Raw genomic sequence first — 17,650 nt, 5'->3', positions numbered from 1 at the left:
TTATGAAAAATCCTCAGGCTTTAGCTTCATCAGTTCTTCTTTTGTCAGATCACTTGATTTCATTAGCCGAACTGCTTGCACACGAATCGCTTTTTCAATGCTGTTTCGAATGTACCTCGCATTGCTAAAGTTCTCTTGAAAAGGGTCGTTGACGATTCCTGATATCGTTCTTCTCAGCTTCTCACTTGCGTCCTTTGATAAAGAATATTCCTTGTTTTTCGCCATGACGTATGCGATATCCATTAATTCCTCGACTTCATAATCAGCAAACTTGATATGCACGGGAAAACGAGAAGGCATGCCCGGATTCAATTCTAGAAAAGAATCCATTTCATCGGTGTATCCTGCTATTATGCAGATGAAGTCATTACCAAAGTCTTCAAGTGATTTTGTCAAACAATCTATCGCTTCTTTTCCAAAATCTTTTTCGCCACCACGGGCTAACGAATAAGCTTCATCAATGAACAAAATGCCTCCCATTGCCTTTTTGACGAGATCACGGGTTTTTTGTGCCGTATGTCCGATGAATTCCCCGACTAAGTCTGCCCTCTCCACTTCAATCAGGTGGCCTTTGCTCAATACTCCCATCTCACGAAACATTTTACCGAATAAACGGGCTACCGTCGTCTTGCCGGTGCCCGGGTTTCCCTTGAATACCATGTGAAACACTTGCTTTTCAATTTTCAAGCTGTGTTTTTCTCGCTCTTTGTTTATCTTGATCAATGCATAAATTTCATAGATGGTTTTCTTCGCTTCCTGTAAGCCAATTAGGCTATCCAATTCATTAAATAAGGAGGCGAGCTCACTGGGAGCGGATGTATTCACATATTCCGATAAGGTTTCAGGCTTCTTCAATGGAAGTTCGTTTCGTTTAAAAACAACCTGTATCCGATTCGAAGTAGCTGTCGTATGATTTGTGTCCACAGTTAGGTTGCTATCCACTTGTCTCACACAAATTCACCTGCCTCTTGGTCATACCTTAGTATACTCATGAACCAGGTAAACCTGCCCTATTTTTTCAATCCGCGCCTGTCCAATGCAATGCAGAGTGCAACGATTCCAAGCATGGACCCGGACAGAAACGGGACGACTTGCTGCAACGGGTAGGTGAAGGGTGATATTCCTTTCACCAGGAACGCATGTAAAAAGACCGTCAGTACACCAATTAACCCCACACCGATCCAAAACAACCATTTTTCCTCGGTGGGTACTTGTCTGATGACAGTGTGGCTATTTTTCCGTGCATTCCGGGCAATCACATATAAGATGGCCATTCCACCAAAGAGTGTGCTGCCATGCTGTAGCAGCTTGTAGACTGGTACCTCATAGTGACCGATCATGATAGCTTGTTGCAATAGCCACAGTTGGTCAACCATGCGCCCGCCTTTATGGGTAAAAGCATCCCAAGCGATATGACTCCAACTGCCAAGCACAGCCGAATACATAAAAACCATCGCAAATCGCCATGCTGGCATACTCCTTATACCCGAATCTGTATAGGCCAGCCCTCTTCCGATCCATTCCGGCAACCGCGCAATCATCGGCTTTTTGACCACGTATTGATACAAGAAGGCTAGTAGGATTGCTATCGGCAAATCAACTAACCACAATCCGAGCATGGTGTGACTGTACACACTGAATGCTTGCATACGAAAGAAGTACTCAAAATCCGGCGCCATACTGCCAAACACAAGTGCCGAAAACGAAAACCACTTGCATCTGCGTAACGGTAGCACGATAGCCGGATGAGCAAAAGTAAAAGGCATACGCTTACTCCCTTTGCATTAGAGTGGCAGTAGATGGGCAACTACCTGCTTGCCGCTCACTTGAATCCCTTTGTCCTGTTTTCCGCAATGCTTCAGATCTTTGATGAGCTGTTCAATTAATTGCTTGGCTTCCTGACTTTCTTTTTTCTCCAATTTGACAGCCAGCTGTACAGCGTCCCCTGATGAGAGCATTCGTTCTGCTTGTCTTTTTTTCGTATCGTAATCGTGGTCTTCAATGTAGGCACTCAAGCGAATCTCTTTTACCTTTACACCCTTCTCTGCCTTGCGGTTTTTGGCGTTTTCCTTGATGACCTGCTCTTTGTAATCCGTGCGATTTACTAACTGACAAGGGGGAGGACTCGAAGCCAATGACAGACATACCAGATCCACTCCCTGTTCCTTTGCCATGCGGAGCGCTTCTTTCGTGGAAATAATTCCCAGATCCTCACCGTTCACTCCTGTTAGTTGTACGACTGCCGCTTTTATTTTTTCATTCAGGATCATTCTCGTTTCACCTTACCTGTTTTATTTGATTTTGAGGGACATTACTACTTCTACTAAGGGCGCATTGTATCCTTCCAGCGTACGTGATTGCAAATCATTTTCATGACGAAGCCCAAACGTTTTTGTATAATAGGACAAGGCTCATCTTACGGACGTCTTCAAACAAATTATTAATTAGCAAACTAACTAACTGGGGGTACTTTGGTGGAGTTCAGTTATTCAACCGCATTAACCCATTCTGCGTCGCATGTGATGAAAATGCATCGGCAAAATGTAGAATTCCTGATTCAAAAATACGACGTCTATCCCGGTCAGCCCATTCTCTTGATGCGACTGACTGAAAACGATGGAATGATTCAAAAAGAATTGGCTCGAAAAATCGGAGTGAAACCCGCGACACTTACCGTCATGATTAATCGAATGGCCAAATCGGGACTGGTCGAGCGCAAAGCAGATGAACGGGACCAACGTATCTCCCGCGTATACCTTACCGACAAAGGTCGGATGGCTACCAAACATGTCAAAGAAGTGTTGCGTGTCATTGAGGAAAACTGCTTTATCGGATTCTCAGAGGAAGAAAAGGATATTTTGCGGGGCTTGCTCGATCGAATGCACAGCAACCTCCATGCTTTTTACCTGCAAAATACACAGCCCACTTCTGACTAGTAAAAAGCTTTTATCCAGGAAAAATAATGAGAAAGGTTTGACTACTTACCGTGAATAATCTAGCAAAAGAACTCGATTCCACGTCGCTATCCGGCAGCAAATCACGCCGACTGTGGATGGCGGCGATTTTAGGTTCGCTCTCTGCTTTTGGCCCGCTGTCCCTCGATATGTATTTACCTGCGCTGCCAATGCTTGCTGATGATCTACAAACGAGCACCTCCATGACACAGCTCAGCTTGACTGCATGTATGCTCGGTCTATCCATTGGTCAATTGTTCGCAGGTCCGATCAGCGACGTACGCGGACGAAGAACTCCTCTGATCATCGGGCTCATTTTGTATGCGGTCTCTTCCTTCTTGTGTGCCGTAGCCCCGTCTATCTACACGTTTGTGTTGCTACGCTTCGTACAAGGTCTTGCTGGTTCTGCTGGAATCGTTATCGCCCGCGCTACGGTTCGAGATTTGTACGCGGGGACAGAGCTGACGAAGTTTTTCGCCCTCTTGATGCTCATTAACGGTATCGCTCCCATCGCGGCACCAATTGTCGGAGGCCAAATCCTGCAATTTACTACCTGGCACGGTGTGTTTATTGTACTCGGGCTGATCGGCGCAATCATGTTCCTCGTCGTACTGCTCGCTCTCCCAGAGACATTGCCACTAGAACGCCGCTCCAAGGCCGGTATCGGCAACACGCTGGCGACCTTTGGTACCCTGATAAAGGATCGCGTATTTATGGGCTACGCTATGGCGCAGGGCTTGGTGACCGCTGCCATGTTTGCATACATCGCCGGTTCGCCCTTTGTGTTTCAAAAAATATATGAAGTGTCTCCACAAACGTTTAGTCTCATCTTCGCTATTAACGGGGTAGGCATTATTATTGCGAGTCAAATTACCGGAAAGCTCGCTGGTAAAGTGAAAGAAACGACGCTGTTTATTGCTGGGATTACGATTGCGGGAGTCGGCGGCATTGGGCTCCTGGCCATGGTTTTACTACAAGCTGGTCTCATCGCCGTACTCGTTCCGCTCTTCTTTGTCGTCTCCAGTGTTGGCATTGTGGGCGCAACAGGTTTTTCTCTCGCGATGCAAAATCAAAGCAAAGCGGCGGGAAGCGCATCTGCTCTCCAGGGGCTACTCTCCTTCATCAGCGGCGGAATTGTCGCTCCACTTGTGGGAATCAGCGGCGAGCATACCGCAATTCCAATGGGGATCATTATTGCCCTTTCTACGATCGGCGCCATTGTCTGCTACGTAGTCATGGTTCGTCAGCGCTCATCAGCTTCCTGATCAACTAACCTCTTGCAAACGTACGTTCTGTGCATTACAATCACATTATGGGTAATAATAGTAAGTGGGCTTAACAAGTTGGTCATATGAAAACCAAGGGAGATGTTGACACATGGCATTGCGTTTGATTCCTTACATCGTTTTGAATGGTACTGCAAGTGAAGCGATTAGCTTTTACGAGGGTGCGCTAGGTGCTGAAGTACTGTTCAAGCAAACCTTCGGTGAAATGCCGGAAAATCCGGAGTTCCCATTACCTGCAGAAGCCAAGAATCGTATCGGACATGCAACGATTCGCGTCGGTGAAACTGAATTGATGTTTTCCGATACCTTCCCAGGACAACCGCATCAGCTTGGTGATCAAGTGACCATCTGCATCTCGACCGATGATAAAGAGCAATCTCAAAAGATTTATGATGCCCTGCAAGAAGGCGGTCAAGTGCTTATGCCTCTGCAAGAAACGTTCTTCAGCCCAGCTTACGGAAGTGTAAAGGACAAGTTCGGCATCACGTTCCAAATTTACACGGATAATCACTGCATGGAGTAGTATTAAAGCCCTGTTCGCTTAAACGGCGACAGGGCTTTTTATTGTATCTTTTTTCGTTGATGGTATTTCCATCGCTGATTGATTAGGAATGCACTGATGAAAAAAGATACACCAGCGTACAAAACAATAGAAAATGCAATCATCCCCCACGTATTTTCTCCGGACTCAGAACTCCAAAATCCGTCTATTGAAGTCGAAAAGAACATAGTGATGGTCGTGGCCCCCCATATCCTACGATAAAAATACGATTTTGTACGCAACATCATTATTGATTTCCAAGGTCCCACCACCCCTCTTGCGCCAGATAATAAAAAAAGAACCAGGATCACATGTATCCTGGCTGCTGGTGCTGCTTCGCTTACTGTTGGTTATTCTCCTGAGACATGAGTGACACAGGGCGTTGCGGAGTGAACGTGGAGATTGCATGCTTGTATACTAATTGTTGCTTGCCTTCGCTATCAATCACAATCGTGAAATTATCGAATGCTTTAATATACCCGCGCAATTGAAATCCGTTCACAAGGTAAATGGTAACCGCGATGTTTTCTTTCCGCAAATGATTCAAGAACGTATCTTGAATGTTGATCGTCTGTTTCATGTACACTACCCCCTAAAAGGACTTGTATGTTATATATTCGGCAATTGTTGAAACTTTCCTGCCAATATTCGCTTGATAGTTTCCACGTTATTCCTCTGTTCGGCCGGGTCCGTCATGTCAAACCATTGAATTTCTGGCATGCGACGGAACCAGGACAACTGCCGTTTGGCAAAATGCCGCGTTCGCTGCTGAATGTCGTTCACTGCTTTTTCAAGCGTGATTTCTCCATACAAATAAGGAATCAGCTCCTTATACCCTAATCCTTGCATGGAAACCAGTGAAGCGTCATACCCTGCATCCAGCAAGCCTCTTACTTCCTCAACCAGTCCCGCCTCAATCATCAGCTCGACCCGGTGATTGATTCGCTCATACAGCTTCGCGCGGTCCATCGTCAGACCAATGATCACCAAATCATAGGGCGAATGCTGTGCCCGCAGCTGATAGTCAGACATCTTGTACCCGCTGCTTTCATAAATCTCCAGGGCGCGAATCACCCGTTTTACGTCATTGGGATGCAAGCGTTCCGCTGTAATGGGATCGACATCAGCCAATCGTGCGTGCAATGCCTCCACACCTTCACTATCAGCCAATCTCTGCAATCGATCACGAAGCTCTGGGTCTTGTGAAGTGGTGGAGAACTGAAATCGATGCGTGACCGATTCTATGTACAGACCTGTTCCGCCTACGATAAAAGGAAGTTTGCCACGTTGATTCATATCCGTAATCAATCCTGTAGCACTTTCCTGAAACATCGCGACAGAGTATTCCTCGTCTGGATTTTTGATATCGATGAGATGATGCGGTACAATCGCAAGCTCATCTGGATCTGCTTTTGCGGTGCCAATATTCATTCCACGATATACTTGCATGGAATCTCCTGAAATGATTTCACCGTCGAATTGTTCGGCCAGCTCCAGACTAAGCTGGGTCTTGCCGACTGCTGTTGGGCCAATAATGACAACTAGCCTTTCTCTCTGTTGCAAGGTCACTCCCCTCCACCTATCTCTTTGTAGCTGTACACGACCTGCTGGCCGCGGGAGCGAAACGGCGTAAAACCAAAGCGCTCGTACATTCTACCCGTTTTTCCTTCTTTCATAACCACGCGTTTTCTCGCTACTCGCTGCGCTTCCAAAACAGCCTCTTGTGAAAGAGCATCCGCATTGGCCAGCTCACGGACTCCAGCGATCCCCGATGAGCTTTGCACGGTTATTTCAAACATTGGATCGAAATAAACAACGTCAAAGGAACGTGCAGGCAGTTCTCGTAGTACTTCTAGATGGTTACCACATCGCACCTCAATACGACGCATGGCTTGTTCCAGTTCTTCCGCATCGGATGACCAGTGCCGCAGTCCATCTTCTACCAAGACGGCTAGCAATCGCTCAGATTCAATACCGACGACTCGGCCGTTTTCTCCAGTAGCATGAGAAAATACGATCGCGTCAGCACCTAGACCTAAGGTTGCGTCCAGCACTTGATCTCCTGGATGAATTTGGCAAGCAACAAGCATAGTATCAGTATCGCCGCGCATGAGCCGCTTTATACGAAAAGCGGATGTGTTCGGGTGAAAAAAGAAAGGTTTTTTCCCCGGCACCTCCAGACGCGCACCACGGGCAGAAACCACTAATACTTCCTCCACGCCATATCGCTTGCGCATTTGCCCCAGTGAGAGATCTCTCCGGTTCACAACCTGTAGCCCCAAAGTACTAGCCAACTCAGCTGCGTGGCGCAAGGTTTCCTCACCAGGCTCATGTCCTGTTGTTACAATCACGCCATTGTTCCCTTCCTTACGTCTTCGCCCTTTTTGACAAAAACGGTTGTTCTTGAAAAACGACTCGACTGTTTTCTTTGAAACGGTAACGATCATATTATTGTAAGCAGGATTAATTTGGCGGTCAAATAGAATCTGCGCCAAACTGTTTTCCTTGGCGATATCCTAATCATACCATTTTTTAATGGATGCGCGTCGGACTGTAGTATGATTTTCCGAGTCGTTATTTTCATACATGTGAAATAGACTCGCGTAGTTCCGCGAGCCTTGTTCATTGCTAGCAAACATCATGCAAATGGCAAAGGACTACGCCCACTCTTCTGCTGCTTGATTCGCCTGTCTGATCCATTCCAGTCTGCGATTGTTTAATAGTCCAAGATTGTAATACGTTATCGATTGAGCCCCACCCTCCAGGGCAGTCTTCACCCTCATCACCAATTCATTCACGGACTGGATTTGGCTATGGTGCAAGGATAATGCTGCACCTAAGGAAGCTTCAGGGGCTGCCAGCTTGATCGCATGAAATGTATACGCTACCTCGTCGATACTGTTTCCGTATGCAAGTGGAACCACGCGATCGAGTATGGCAGCAGCTTTTCGCAACGAAACGCCTTCCAAATAGGCTTGATTGACAAAAAACGGCGTCGAGGACGGAAATCCATCCAATGCTATCCCTTTATCTTTCGCTATTTCCTTCAGGTCTTTCCATAGCTTCTCGACAACATCCAAACGAGATTGCTGGTAGTCGTACAATTCCGGATATTCCAGCAGCAAAAAGGCAATCTCTCTCGATTCAGCCGATACTTGTGTAACTAGGTCGGCTTCCACCATCTGATTGACTAGCCTCGATACAAGCTGTCGTACTGCCTCTACATCAATCCCTCGCAATACGGCACGCTCGGAACACGCATTGCAAAAGCATAGAGACAATAACCATTGCAACGATTCCCCTAAAGGAAGGAGGCACACTTCATGGTGATCGCCATGCTTCATTGGCAAAAAGGCGGTCGCTTCGATCAATATCCGATCTGGCTTTACTTGCTCTAGCGTATCAGTAAATAACGCCTTGGCATAATGCTGAACCTCAGGCTGCGATGGACATAATGCGTACGAGTATGTATCTCCCCATATGTTTTGCACACAAAGATCTGGATGAGCCAAACCAAGTGTTGAATTGTGCAGTCCGACCCACCATGTATGAAAGCCCATCCCTGCCTGATCACATGCGTCTTTCATTTTGGCAAGTATATTTGCTTGGGCAATTTCTTCGTGTACAGTCGGGCGCAAACGGTTGTATTTCGACCATTCTGGGGTAAACGATACTCCTGAAAACGGCAGCCTGCGGAACGTTTTGGTCCGCGGGTGAAAAAATCTGCCTTGATGATAGCTGCTATTTACTACCGCTGTATTGCATTTTGCCGTTTGCAACGTTTGTATCGCAGTTGTGATACCATTGTCGGCTATATCCCAAGGATAAATAAACATCCCTGTTTGGCGTGATGAATTCATCTCGTTTCACCTCGTTTTTGCAAGTAATCATAAGACAGCCATTGCGTAAAATCAATCTTAATTTTTAAATTTTCCGAATTCATCTAGAGATACCCCCAAAGGAATTTCCAAAGGGGGTACCTGCTACATCACACGCTTGAACATTTTTTCTAAGTCATAGCCAGTAAAATGAATGACAATCGGCCTACCGTGCGGGCAAGTAAATGGACTGCTCGTGTTGCGCAGTTGGTTCAGCAAGCTTTCCATTTCGGCATGAGTCAGAAAACGGTTTGCTTTAATCGAAGCTTTGCAGGACATCATGATGGCAGCCTTTTCGCGCATCAGCACGACATTCGCTTGGGTATTCTCGCCCGCTTCCAGTACAAATTGGATGAGCTCCTCAATGACCTCAAGCTCTGCACCTTCCGGAAACCAATGCGGATGAGCTCGCACGATAAAGGTCCGACCACCGAACGCCTCAATCTCCAAACCAAACGATTGCAAAAGTGCCAGTCGCTTCTCCAGCTTGCTCGCCTCAGCAGTCGTATACTCTACCGTATGAGGAAACAGCATGATTTGGCTGGTAATGTCCTCTTCCGCAAGCTTTGCCATGAAATACTCGTAAAAAATCCGCTCCTGCGCTGCATGTTGATCGATTAAATACATGCCTTCGTCATTTTGAGCGACGATGTAGGTACCATGAACTTGACCAACCGGGTACATGACTGGTACAGCCGAATCAGTATCTTTTTCACTTGCAGCAACATCGAGTGAAGGTGTTACTGGAATCGCAGTGTCCAATTGTGCAGAAGTCTGGTTCACGAAAGATTGGACAGGTTCACTCGTGTCCTTCTGGACGAAAAGAGTCGCCTTCACATCTTCTTTCGCGAAAGCTTCTACTGTCGTCGCAACGTCCAGCTGCTCATAGACTGCAGCAGACTCCTTCACCGTACCAGTCTCCATTGGTGCTGCCATGTGAGTTACGATATCCGCTTGCTGTCTGGTCGTTTCCTGCTTCGCCATCCATTCCTGAAGTCTGGGACTTGCCGCTAATAATGGCGATTGTGGAATCTCAGGCTTTGCGATTTGCAGGTCGAACTGTGGCTGTACGACCTGCGTCACGACCTTTGCCTTTGGTTGCGTAACCATTGGTCTGACAATCCCTAGGCCTTGCCGCAACGTTTCTTTTACCGACTGTTCAATTGCACTGCACAGTTCATCTTCCTTGCTGAATCTCGCTTCTAGCTTTGCGGGATGCACATTCACATCGACCAGCGACGGGTCCATCTCGATCTGCAAAGCCACAATCGGATAACGACCTATGGGTAAAAAAGTATGGTATCCACGCATGATCGCATTGTTGATCGAATAGCTGCGCACATAGCGACCATTTACTAGCGTCGAAAGATAGGAGCGGTTTGCCCTTGTCACTTCCGTCTTCGAGAGGAACCCAGACCACTTATAGTCGAGTGTTTCCCCTGAAATCGGAAGCAACAGCTTCGCCACCTGAACACCGTAGATAGCTGCCATGACATGCAGCAGCTTTCCATCTCCAGACGTTTGCAAGAGTGTCTTGCCATTGTGCGTTAACAGGAAAGAAATCGACGGATGCGTGAGTGCAAGCCGATTCACGTAGTCGGAAATATGTCCGACTTCCGTTGCGATCGATTTCATGTATTTTAAGCGGGCAGGTGTATTGAAAAACAAGCTGCGCACACATACTTCTGTTCCTTTTACCGCAGCTTTATCGGAAATGGTGCCGAGCTGTCCCCCTTCGATCAAGAGGTGAGTGCCCACTTCACTACTGGAAGTGCTGCTCGTCAGCTCCATGCGGGAGACTGCAGCAATACTCGGCAACGCCTCTCCACGAAATCCCAGAGTACGGATGCGGAACAAATCACGAGCATTGCTGATTTTACTAGTGGCATGACGCTCAAAAGCCAGCTGGCAATCCTCACGATCCATCCCTTTCCCGTTGTCAACGATCCGAATCATCTCCAGACCGCCTTCTTCTACGTGGATCTCGATTGTCGTAGCGCTGGCATCAATCGCATTTTCGACCAACTCTTTTACAACCGAAGCCGGTCTTTCCACTACTTCACCTGCTGCAATCATATTGGCGAGATGCTCATCTAACACTTGAATACTACCCATGAGTGCCTCCCCTCCGGACGAACCCTAGCCCTTTTTCAATTGCTGTTTCCACGCGAATAGCTTCATCATGGCATCCATTGGCGTAGTTGAATTCAAATCCAGCTCGCGCAGCTCTGCCATAATAGCCTCTTCCTCTGCGGACTTAAGCTGCATCGGTTCCTCACGTACTGCAGCGACTGGCGCCGTCCACAGCGATTCGAGCGACATCTGCACGTCACTTGCAGCATTTCCATTCGCTTCAAGCCCCGTTAAAATGCTGCGCGCACGCTCAATGACCCAGGTCGGCATTTCAGCCAGCTCCGCCACGTGAATTCCATAGCTTTTATCTGCTCGACCTTCTTCAATTTTATGGAGAAACAGGAGCTTGCCTTCCCGCTCTTCGCAACGAGCGTTTACATTCACGACTCCACTCAGCGTCTCGGCTAATCCGGTCAACTCGTGATAGTGCGTAGAGAAGAGTGTTTTCGCACCGATTTTTTGGCAAATGTACTCAATCACCGCTTGTGCCAGCGCCATTCCATCGTAAGTAGAAGTCCCGCGACCAATTTCGTCTAGCAGGATCAGGCTCTTCGCTGTAGCTTTTTGCAGGGCGTGTCTGGTCTCCAGCATTTCCACCATAAATGTACTGTGCCCGCCTACCAGGTCATCGGCTGCGCCAATCCGCGTAAAAATCTGATCGACAATCGACAGCTTGGCCTGTTTAGCAGGAACAAAGCAACCGATCTGTGCCATCACCGTAATCAAGGCGATCTGTCTCATGTACGTACTCTTACCTGCCATGTTCGGGCCCGTGATAAGCAAAACTTGACGATTCGTCTGGTCCATCGCCACGTCATTTGCCACATACTTCTCACGCTCCAAAACTGCTTCTACGACCGGATGTCGGCCTTCCTCAATGACGTATTCTCCGCTTTCCGCAAGCTCAGGGCGAACAAAACCACGCTCGTCGCTTACTGTGGCAAATGCCTGAAGGACGTCTACTGAAGCGATGCGCTCTGCGAGGCTCTGCAGTCTCGGAATATGCTTCGCGACTTCACTTCGTACAGCGGCGAACAATTGGTATTCCAGCTCAATCATCTTTTCTTCCGCTTCGAGAATGAGCGCCTCGCGTTCCTTCAACTCGGGCGTGATGTAACGTTCCGCATTAGCCAAAGTTTGCTTGCGCTCATAGCGACCAGCAGGAACATTGGCGATGTTGGACTTGGATATCTCGATGTAATAACCGAACACCTTATTGAAGCCAACCTTGAGTGAACGAATCCCTGTCGCTTCCCGCTCTCCCTGCTCCAGTTGGGCAATCCATGTTTTCCCGTCGCGGCTTGCCGTATGGAGCTTGTCCAAGTATTCGTCATATCCCGTCCGAATCATTCCGCCTTCTCGTACCGAGATCGGTGGATCATCCACAAGTGCGTTCGCTAAATAATTCACGATATCCGCACACTCATCCATCCCTTGTGCCAAGTCCACCAACACCGGGGTATTCGTCTGGATCATGTACTGCTTCAGCTCTGGCACAGCCTCCAACGACATCCGCAGCTGGATGAGATCACGTGCGTTCGCGTTTCCATACGAAATTCGACCGGCCAAACGCTCCAAATCATAGACACGATCCAGGCAAGTCCGCAAATCCGAGCGAAGCAGCAGGTCACCCTTCAACGCCTCCACAGCGCTCAGGCGTGCATCTAATTGATCACGTTTGAGCAACGGACGTTCAATCCATCTGCGCAATAGACGTCCACCCATTGCAGTCTGAGTCCGATCCAACAGCCACAAGAGTGAGCCTTTCTTCGTCTTATCGCGAATCGTCTCAGTCAGTTCCAAATTGCGTCTCGAGAAACCGTCCATTTGCAGGTACTGTTTCGCGTCGTACTGCTTTAACAGACGCATGTGGGCAAGGCTGCGTTTTTGTGTTGTTCCTATGTAGAACAAGAGTGCATTGACCGCTGCTCGCATCGACATATCCAAGCCTTTTGCCTGCTCCGCATATTGGGTGTCCACTGCAAACGCATCCAGTTGGTTCGCGTCCACTACAGTCGTCGGCAAAGCTGTCTTTGGCAAGGCAGACAATCCAAAGAAGACGAGCTCTTTAGGACGATACTGCAAGGCCTCGTCCAGAACAGTATCTGCCTGACCGACCAAAGAAGTCACGTACAGCTCGCCAGTACTCATATCACACGCAGCAATTCCCGTCCGACCTTCTACTTGGGCCAGCGCAGCCATGTAATTATTTTCCTTATCCGTAAGCCATTTGCCTTCCATCATCGTACCCGGAGTAATGACTCGGGTCACTTCCCTGCGAACGACCCCTTTTGCCTCTTTTGGGTCTTCTACTTGCTCACAAACAGCTACTTTATGACCTTTTTTCAATAGCTCTGCAATATAGCCATCTGCCGCATGATGTGGAACGCCACACATCGGGATGCGCTCAGCACCTCCACCTTCACGTCCCGTCAGAGTAATTTCCAGCTCACGGGACGCAAGGATGGCGTCATCAAAAAACAGTTCGTAAAAATCACCTAAGCGAAAAAATAAGAAAGTATCCGGGTAATCCTTTTTGATAGCCAGATACTGTTGAATCATCGGGGTATATTGAGCCATTATTTTCTTCTCCTAGCCTAGTAATTCTCGTCGCTATTATACCATGATTGTTCGGCAATGTTGACCCTGCATCCACGAAGATGAACCGTTTATAGCAGCTTCCATGCCTTGCGCAGGTCTTCATCTGCCATCCATGATTTTCCCTCGAGTATAAAAGAAAAGTAGCGATCCAGATGAATGCGAGATAGCGTATAGCCCGGCAGATCCTTTAATTCTAGCCATACTTCAGAAACGTATGGCAAGAGCTTTTCCTTCTCTCCCTGATAGTACGCTTTGATGAGTGGGAGCTGTAAATGAGGCATTGCTTGAAGCTTTTCGTGATTGGTTGCAACCAAATGGGCCAAGTGCAGGATGCCACGAGTCATTACCGGATGAATGAGCCAGCTGGGAAGTGTACGATATTCAAACCCGTATTCCTTTTCCCGTACATCCCCTAAAAATCCATATCGCTCTCTACGACGTAAACAACCCGCATCCTCAACAAGAACAAGCGGAAGTGCCAGGTACGCATCCAGTTTTCTCCGAAGAGCAAAGGTCGGTGTCAGCCCACCAAAATGAATATGCCCTCCGATTGGATAACCTTGAAACGGCATGCCGCCAGCGAGCCACTCAATTGACGATTTGCCGATTTTTTTGAATGCCAAGGCAAGATTTTCGTAGATATGCATAAATAATTGATCAGGGTCCTCCGATGGCGCGGGTCTCAGCTCTGCAACCGGATGCTGGTGGAGACCTAATTCTTCCCGATAGCGTGTCGTATCACAGCCTACTGTGCCATTAATGCTCAGAAAATCAGAGGCAAGTGCCATTTCTCCGGTGGGCTTGCGCAATGCAAATTCCGGATCTGCTCCCATGCTTTGCAGCTTCTGCGATTGTTGACGCATCCGACCTTCCCACCACTCCCTGGCACGCTGCATATATTCATCCGCATAATTGGCTGGCCAGTTAGGCTCTACCTCGACGACCTTTAGGCGATGAGCAGATGCCGCCATGATGGTCACTTGACCCACGTCGGCTCCAGCTGCATACAAGCTGCGAGCAGCTAGCCCTCGTACAGCATGCACCTCTGATTCTGAGGAATGCAAGGGTACGGGATGCCAGTCTGGTTCCTGCATCCGATGAAGCAGCCATTGTGGTTGTTCCTCGCTTCTTGCGATATCCAGCACATGGTCTTGGTAAAGGCAGATCCTATATGTTCGCCAGCCCGGCCGCGCTACGTTCCCTTTTGCCACAGGTATTCTCCCTTGCCGGAGCAACCAACGCCCGATTTCAGGGCGATGCAAATACGCGACTACTTCTTTTGCGTTGGCTGTCATCGGTTGTGCTGCGGGTGGTTCCTGCTTGTTAGCTCGCTGACTAACCTTCGAGCGTAGAATCATACCTTTCACACTCCCCTGCTTTTCTCTCGTTATCTTATGACTTCGCCCAGAAAAAAGTGAGGAGCGTGCACATCCTTAAAAAAAGAAAAAAGAGGAGATAATTCTCTCCTCTTTAGTCGAGCTCGTCGAGTAGCGTAGCGGAATCAAAGTCATCAAACTCGTCACTGTTATCTTCATAGTCGTCAACCAGATGAAAGTCTTTGTCATCACAACTATTGCAGACAACAACGCAAATCTTTGTTTCCCCAATGACTTCTACTGCAAATTCGCTTTCCACTCTGACTGTGATTGTGCCACCACCACTTAACTCCGCTTTTATGCACTTCGGTTGCTCCACGGCGCGTGCGACAATTTCCAGATCGCCTCTGCAGTTTTTATCGAAGAACGTAAGCGGCACGAGTACGGAGAACTTAACAGTTTCCCGCTTGACTTCGGTTTGCGTATTATTTGCAAACGAAAACCACAGGTTGGCGTCATACGTACCAGATACTTCAACGGCATCTCCGACTTTCTCTGCTTGGAAGTTCGTGTTTATAATCCAGCATCCGAGGATCGTCGAAGGAGTTTGCGACGGTATGATGGTGTGGGTGGTAGTAGAAAATTTATGGCCTTTACCGCAGACTGCTTTCGCGATGAGTTCCCGGCACTGTAGATCTTTATCTGTACCCGACATTTCGTTACCTCCTCCATACAACGTTTCTGTACATTTGTATGCAGGGCATTCGACTAGCGTGCAAACAACCACCTTATATTTGGGAAAGTTGTTGGGTCCTCATCGCAACAGCGCTGTGAAGGCTTTCTCGTAAGATTTAGGAGCAGCAGCCGCCAGATTTTTTCTTCTCCGGCCCGCCACCTGTTTCTCCAGTCAATGGGTTTCCGCCTGTATCCAAAATAATACGTTCCGAGACGGTGTTCGTGATAACATTCGTGACCATTTGCAAAAGATCGTTCACATCTACCTGCGATTGCTTGAACTCCGTTACGATTGGAATGGAATCCAATTCCTCATGCAATTGGTTGTACTCACCTTCCACTTTTTGCACTAGTTCCGGCTTGTTGATGGATTCGAACATAACCATTTGCTTTTGCTTCTGCTTCAACGTGTCAATTAATTCTTGCACGCGTTCATTGTTCTTGATTTGCAGTTCTGCACGTTTGAAAAAATCTACTTCATTCGTACGCGCGATCATAGCTGCGAGTTCGCGAGCTTTATCGAGAATTTCTTTCTGTGTATATACGTTTGTTTGTTCCATAATGACCTACACCTCAACTTTGGATACGATTTCTCCGTGGAGTGTCCACGTTTTCGCATCTGTAATTTTTATGTGCACGTACTGTCCAATCAAGGATTTGTCGCCAGTGAAATGGACCAGCTTGTTCGTACGCGTACGGCCCGCGAGCACTTCCGCATTCGTCCTCGATTCGCCTTCCACAAGTACCTCGACAACCTGATCCTGCAGTTTTTTGTTCTGCTCCAGCCCGATTCGAGCCAAAACTTCATTGAGTCGATACAAGCGTGCTTTTTTCACTTCCATCGGAACGTTGTCTTCCATGACAGCAGCTGGTGTCCCTTCACGCGGTGAGTAAATGAAGGTATAGGCAAAATCATACTTGACCTCTTCCACCATCGAAATGGTATCTTCGAACTGCTCATCGGTTTCGCCTGGGAAGCCAACAATAATATCGGTAGAAAGAGAGACATTCGGGATCGCGTCCTTGATTTTGCGAACGAGCTCCAGATAATGCTCACGGGTATATTTGCGCGCCATCCGCTTGAGTACTTCTGTCGAACCGGATTGGACAGGCAGATGAATTTGTTCCACCAGGTTTCCGCCTTTTGCCAGCACCTCGATCAAGTGGTCGTCAAAATCACGCGGATGACTGGTCGTAAAACGCACACGCGGGATATCAATCTTGCGGATCTCGTCCATCAGGTCTCCAAAACCGTACTGGATGTCCTCGAAATCTTTCCCGTACGCATTGACGTTTTGTCCAAGAAGCATAATTTCTTTAAAGCCTTGGCGAGCGAGATCACGCACTTCTGCGATAACATCTTCCGGGCGTCGACTGCGCTCTTTTCCACGCGTATACGGCACAATACAGTACGTACAGAACTTATCACAGCCGTACATGATGTTAACCCAGCCTTTGGTGTTTCCTTCGCGGAGCTTCGGCATATTTTCAACGATATCGCCTTCTTTGGACCAAACCTCAATCACCATTTCTTTGCTGAACATTGCATCGCGCAACAGCTCTGGCAGACGGTGAATATTGTGCGTTCCAAAAATCAAGTCAACCTGTGTATAGCTTTTCAGGATTTTCTTGACGACCTTCTCTTCCTGGGACATACAGCCGCATACACCGAGGATCAGATTCGGGTTGTTATTCTTGAGCCGCTTCATGTGGCCAAGCTCTCCAAATACTTTATCCTCCGCATTTTCACGGATGGCACAGGTATTAAAGAGGATAACGTCCGCATCCTCCACATCATCAGAGGAAGTATAACCCATTGCTTGCAAAATACCAGAAATCGTCTCTGAATCATGCTCGTTCATTTGGCAGCCATACGTACGAACGTGATAACGCTTCCCTTTTCCGATACTCTGCATGTCTTCCGGAATATTGAAATCATAATGGACCAAAATCTCTTCCTTGCCCCGCTTTTTTGCATCTTTGAGCGAAGGTGCCTGAAAATATTTCGCAAAGTCTTCCGTTGTTTTCGGAGACTTAGCGGATTTTAAGTCCTTAGTCGCCTCTTTTGTTTCCTTCATCATGTATCACCTCAACAATAATCATCTACATAAGTAACCAATAAAGAATTATAGCATTTTGGGTGATACAAAAGCTAATGCATAATAACCATAATGAGGCAAAATATGTACGAAACGGCTTAAGACCG

At 47.7% G+C, this 17,650-nt stretch carries 16 protein-coding genes; 3 read left to right on the top strand and 13 right to left on the bottom strand.

Annotated features, from left to right (window positions below):
• Genes AB1L17_RS01375 through infC form a run of 3 tightly spaced genes read right to left on the bottom strand, consistent with a single transcriptional unit; the run spans position 1 to position 2,270 of the window.
• Positions 1–951 (bottom strand): AAA family ATPase, encoded by a 951-nt coding sequence (locus AB1L17_RS01375; RefSeq protein WP_412843043.1) that lies wholly within the window; start codon positions 949–951, stop codon positions 1–3.
• 59 nt (positions 952–1,010) lie between these two features.
• Entirely contained in the window at positions 1,011–1,766 is a 756-nt protein-coding gene (locus AB1L17_RS01370) for a DUF4184 family protein (RefSeq protein ID WP_412843044.1), read from the bottom strand.
• Positions 1,767–1,784: 18 nt separating this feature from the next.
• On the bottom strand, positions 1,785–2,270 hold the full coding sequence (gene infC, locus AB1L17_RS01365) for a translation initiation factor IF-3 (RefSeq protein WP_412843045.1): 486 nt from the start codon (positions 2,268–2,270) through the stop codon (positions 1,785–1,787).
• Positions 2,271–2,471: 201 nt separating this feature from the next.
• Here infC and AB1L17_RS01360 point away from each other — a divergent pair, with 201 nt between their 5' ends.
• From AB1L17_RS01360 to AB1L17_RS01350, 3 genes are all read left to right on the top strand, one after another.
• Positions 2,472–2,936 (top strand): MarR family winged helix-turn-helix transcriptional regulator, encoded by a 465-nt coding sequence (locus AB1L17_RS01360; RefSeq protein ID WP_412843046.1) that lies wholly within the window; start codon positions 2,472–2,474, stop codon positions 2,934–2,936.
• A gap of 50 nt (positions 2,937–2,986) precedes the next feature.
• Positions 2,987–4,219 carry a multidrug effflux MFS transporter gene (locus AB1L17_RS01355; RefSeq protein ID WP_412843047.1) on the top strand — a complete coding sequence of 411 codons (1,233 nt, stop codon included), beginning with the start codon at positions 2,987–2,989 and terminating at the stop codon, positions 4,217–4,219.
• 112 nt (positions 4,220–4,331) lie between these two features.
• Positions 4,332–4,763: a VOC family protein gene (locus tag AB1L17_RS01350; protein WP_412843048.1), complete on the top strand. Its 432-nt coding sequence runs from the start codon at positions 4,332–4,334 to the stop codon at positions 4,761–4,763.
• 358 nt (positions 4,764–5,121) lie between these two features.
• Here AB1L17_RS01350 and hfq read toward each other — a convergent pair whose 3' ends face one another.
• From hfq to miaB, 10 genes are all read right to left on the bottom strand, one after another.
• Entirely contained in the window at positions 5,122–5,361 is a 240-nt protein-coding gene (hfq, locus tag AB1L17_RS01345) for an RNA chaperone Hfq (RefSeq protein ID WP_007719110.1), read from the bottom strand.
• A gap of 29 nt (positions 5,362–5,390) precedes the next feature.
• Positions 5,391–6,350, bottom strand: a complete 960-nt coding sequence (miaA, locus tag AB1L17_RS01340) for a tRNA (adenosine(37)-N6)-dimethylallyltransferase MiaA (RefSeq protein ID WP_412843049.1) — start codon at positions 6,348–6,350, stop codon at positions 5,391–5,393.
• Positions 6,347–7,132: a class I SAM-dependent methyltransferase gene (locus AB1L17_RS01335; RefSeq protein ID WP_412843294.1), complete on the bottom strand. Its 786-nt coding sequence runs from the start codon at positions 7,130–7,132 to the stop codon at positions 6,347–6,349. The genes miaA and AB1L17_RS01335 overlap by 4 nt, the downstream gene beginning before the upstream one ends.
• 306 nt (positions 7,133–7,438) lie before the next feature.
• A complete protein-coding gene (locus AB1L17_RS01330; protein ID WP_412843050.1) occupies positions 7,439–8,641 on the bottom strand; it encodes an alpha-amylase family protein in 1,203 nt (400 codons plus the stop codon).
• A gap of 123 nt (positions 8,642–8,764) precedes the next feature.
• Positions 8,765–10,774 (bottom strand): DNA mismatch repair endonuclease MutL, encoded by a 2,010-nt coding sequence (gene mutL, locus AB1L17_RS01325; RefSeq protein WP_412843051.1) that lies wholly within the window; start codon positions 10,772–10,774, stop codon positions 8,765–8,767.
• A gap of 24 nt (positions 10,775–10,798) precedes the next feature.
• Positions 10,799–13,372 carry a DNA mismatch repair protein MutS gene (gene mutS / locus AB1L17_RS01320; protein WP_412843052.1) on the bottom strand — a complete coding sequence of 858 codons (2,574 nt, stop codon included), beginning with the start codon at positions 13,370–13,372 and terminating at the stop codon, positions 10,799–10,801.
• An 89-nt stretch (positions 13,373–13,461) separates the two neighbouring features.
• Complete coding sequence (locus AB1L17_RS01315; protein ID WP_412843053.1) at positions 13,462–14,751, bottom strand: putative amidoligase domain-containing protein; 1,290 nt, start codon at positions 14,749–14,751, stop codon at positions 13,462–13,464.
• A 112-nt stretch (positions 14,752–14,863) separates the two neighbouring features.
• Positions 14,864–15,424, bottom strand: coding sequence for an outer spore coat protein CotE (cotE, locus tag AB1L17_RS01310; protein WP_412843054.1), 561 nt, complete (start codon positions 15,422–15,424; stop codon positions 14,864–14,866).
• A 136-nt stretch (positions 15,425–15,560) separates the two neighbouring features.
• Positions 15,561–16,004, bottom strand: coding sequence for a YlbF/YmcA family competence regulator (locus AB1L17_RS01305; RefSeq protein WP_412843055.1), 444 nt, complete (start codon positions 16,002–16,004; stop codon positions 15,561–15,563).
• Between the two features lie 6 nt (positions 16,005–16,010).
• Positions 16,011–17,522, bottom strand: a complete 1,512-nt coding sequence (gene miaB, locus AB1L17_RS01300) for a tRNA (N6-isopentenyl adenosine(37)-C2)-methylthiotransferase MiaB (RefSeq protein WP_412843295.1) — start codon at positions 17,520–17,522, stop codon at positions 16,011–16,013.
• Positions 17,523–17,650: the final 128 nt, after the last annotated feature.

The sequence above is a fragment of the Brevibacillus jepli genome, assembly GCF_047229145.1.
GTDB lineage: Bacteria > Bacillota > Bacilli > Brevibacillales > Brevibacillaceae > Brevibacillus.
Note: the sequence above shows the minus strand (reverse complement) of the source record. Positions and strands in the feature narration are given on the sequence as shown.

Bases quoted from the DNA above. Each gene is read 5' to 3' on its own strand.
- AB1L17_RS01370 (WP_412843044.1), bottom strand. From the start codon at position 1,766: ATGCCTTTTACTTTTGCTCATCCGGCTATCGTGCTACCGTTACGCAGA.
- infC (WP_412843045.1), bottom strand. From the start codon at position 2,270: ATGATCCTGAATGAAAAAATAAAAGCGGCAGTCGTACAACTAACAGGA.
- AB1L17_RS01350 (WP_412843048.1), top strand. From the start codon at position 4,332: ATGGCATTGCGTTTGATTCCTTACATCGTTTTGAATGGTACTGCAAGT.
- hfq (WP_007719110.1), bottom strand. From the start codon at position 5,361: ATGAAACAGACGATCAACATTCAAGATACGTTCTTGAATCATTTGCGG.
- AB1L17_RS01330 (WP_412843050.1), bottom strand. From the start codon at position 8,641: ATGAATTCATCACGCCAAACAGGGATGTTTATTTATCCTTGGGATATA.
- mutL (WP_412843051.1), bottom strand. From the start codon at position 10,774: ATGGGTAGTATTCAAGTGTTAGATGAGCATCTCGCCAATATGATTGCA.
- mutS (WP_412843052.1), bottom strand. From the start codon at position 13,372: ATGGCTCAATATACCCCGATGATTCAACAGTATCTGGCTATCAAAAAG.
- AB1L17_RS01315 (WP_412843053.1), bottom strand. From the start codon at position 14,751: ATGATTCTACGCTCGAAGGTTAGTCAGCGAGCTAACAAGCAGGAACCA.
- cotE (WP_412843054.1), bottom strand. From the start codon at position 15,424: ATGTCGGGTACAGATAAAGATCTACAGTGCCGGGAACTCATCGCGAAA.
- AB1L17_RS01305 (WP_412843055.1), bottom strand. From the start codon at position 16,004: ATGGAACAAACAAACGTATATACACAGAAAGAAATTCTCGATAAAGCT.
- miaB (WP_412843295.1), bottom strand. From the start codon at position 17,522: ATGAAGGAAACAAAAGAGGCGACTAAGGACTTAAAATCCGCTAAGTCT.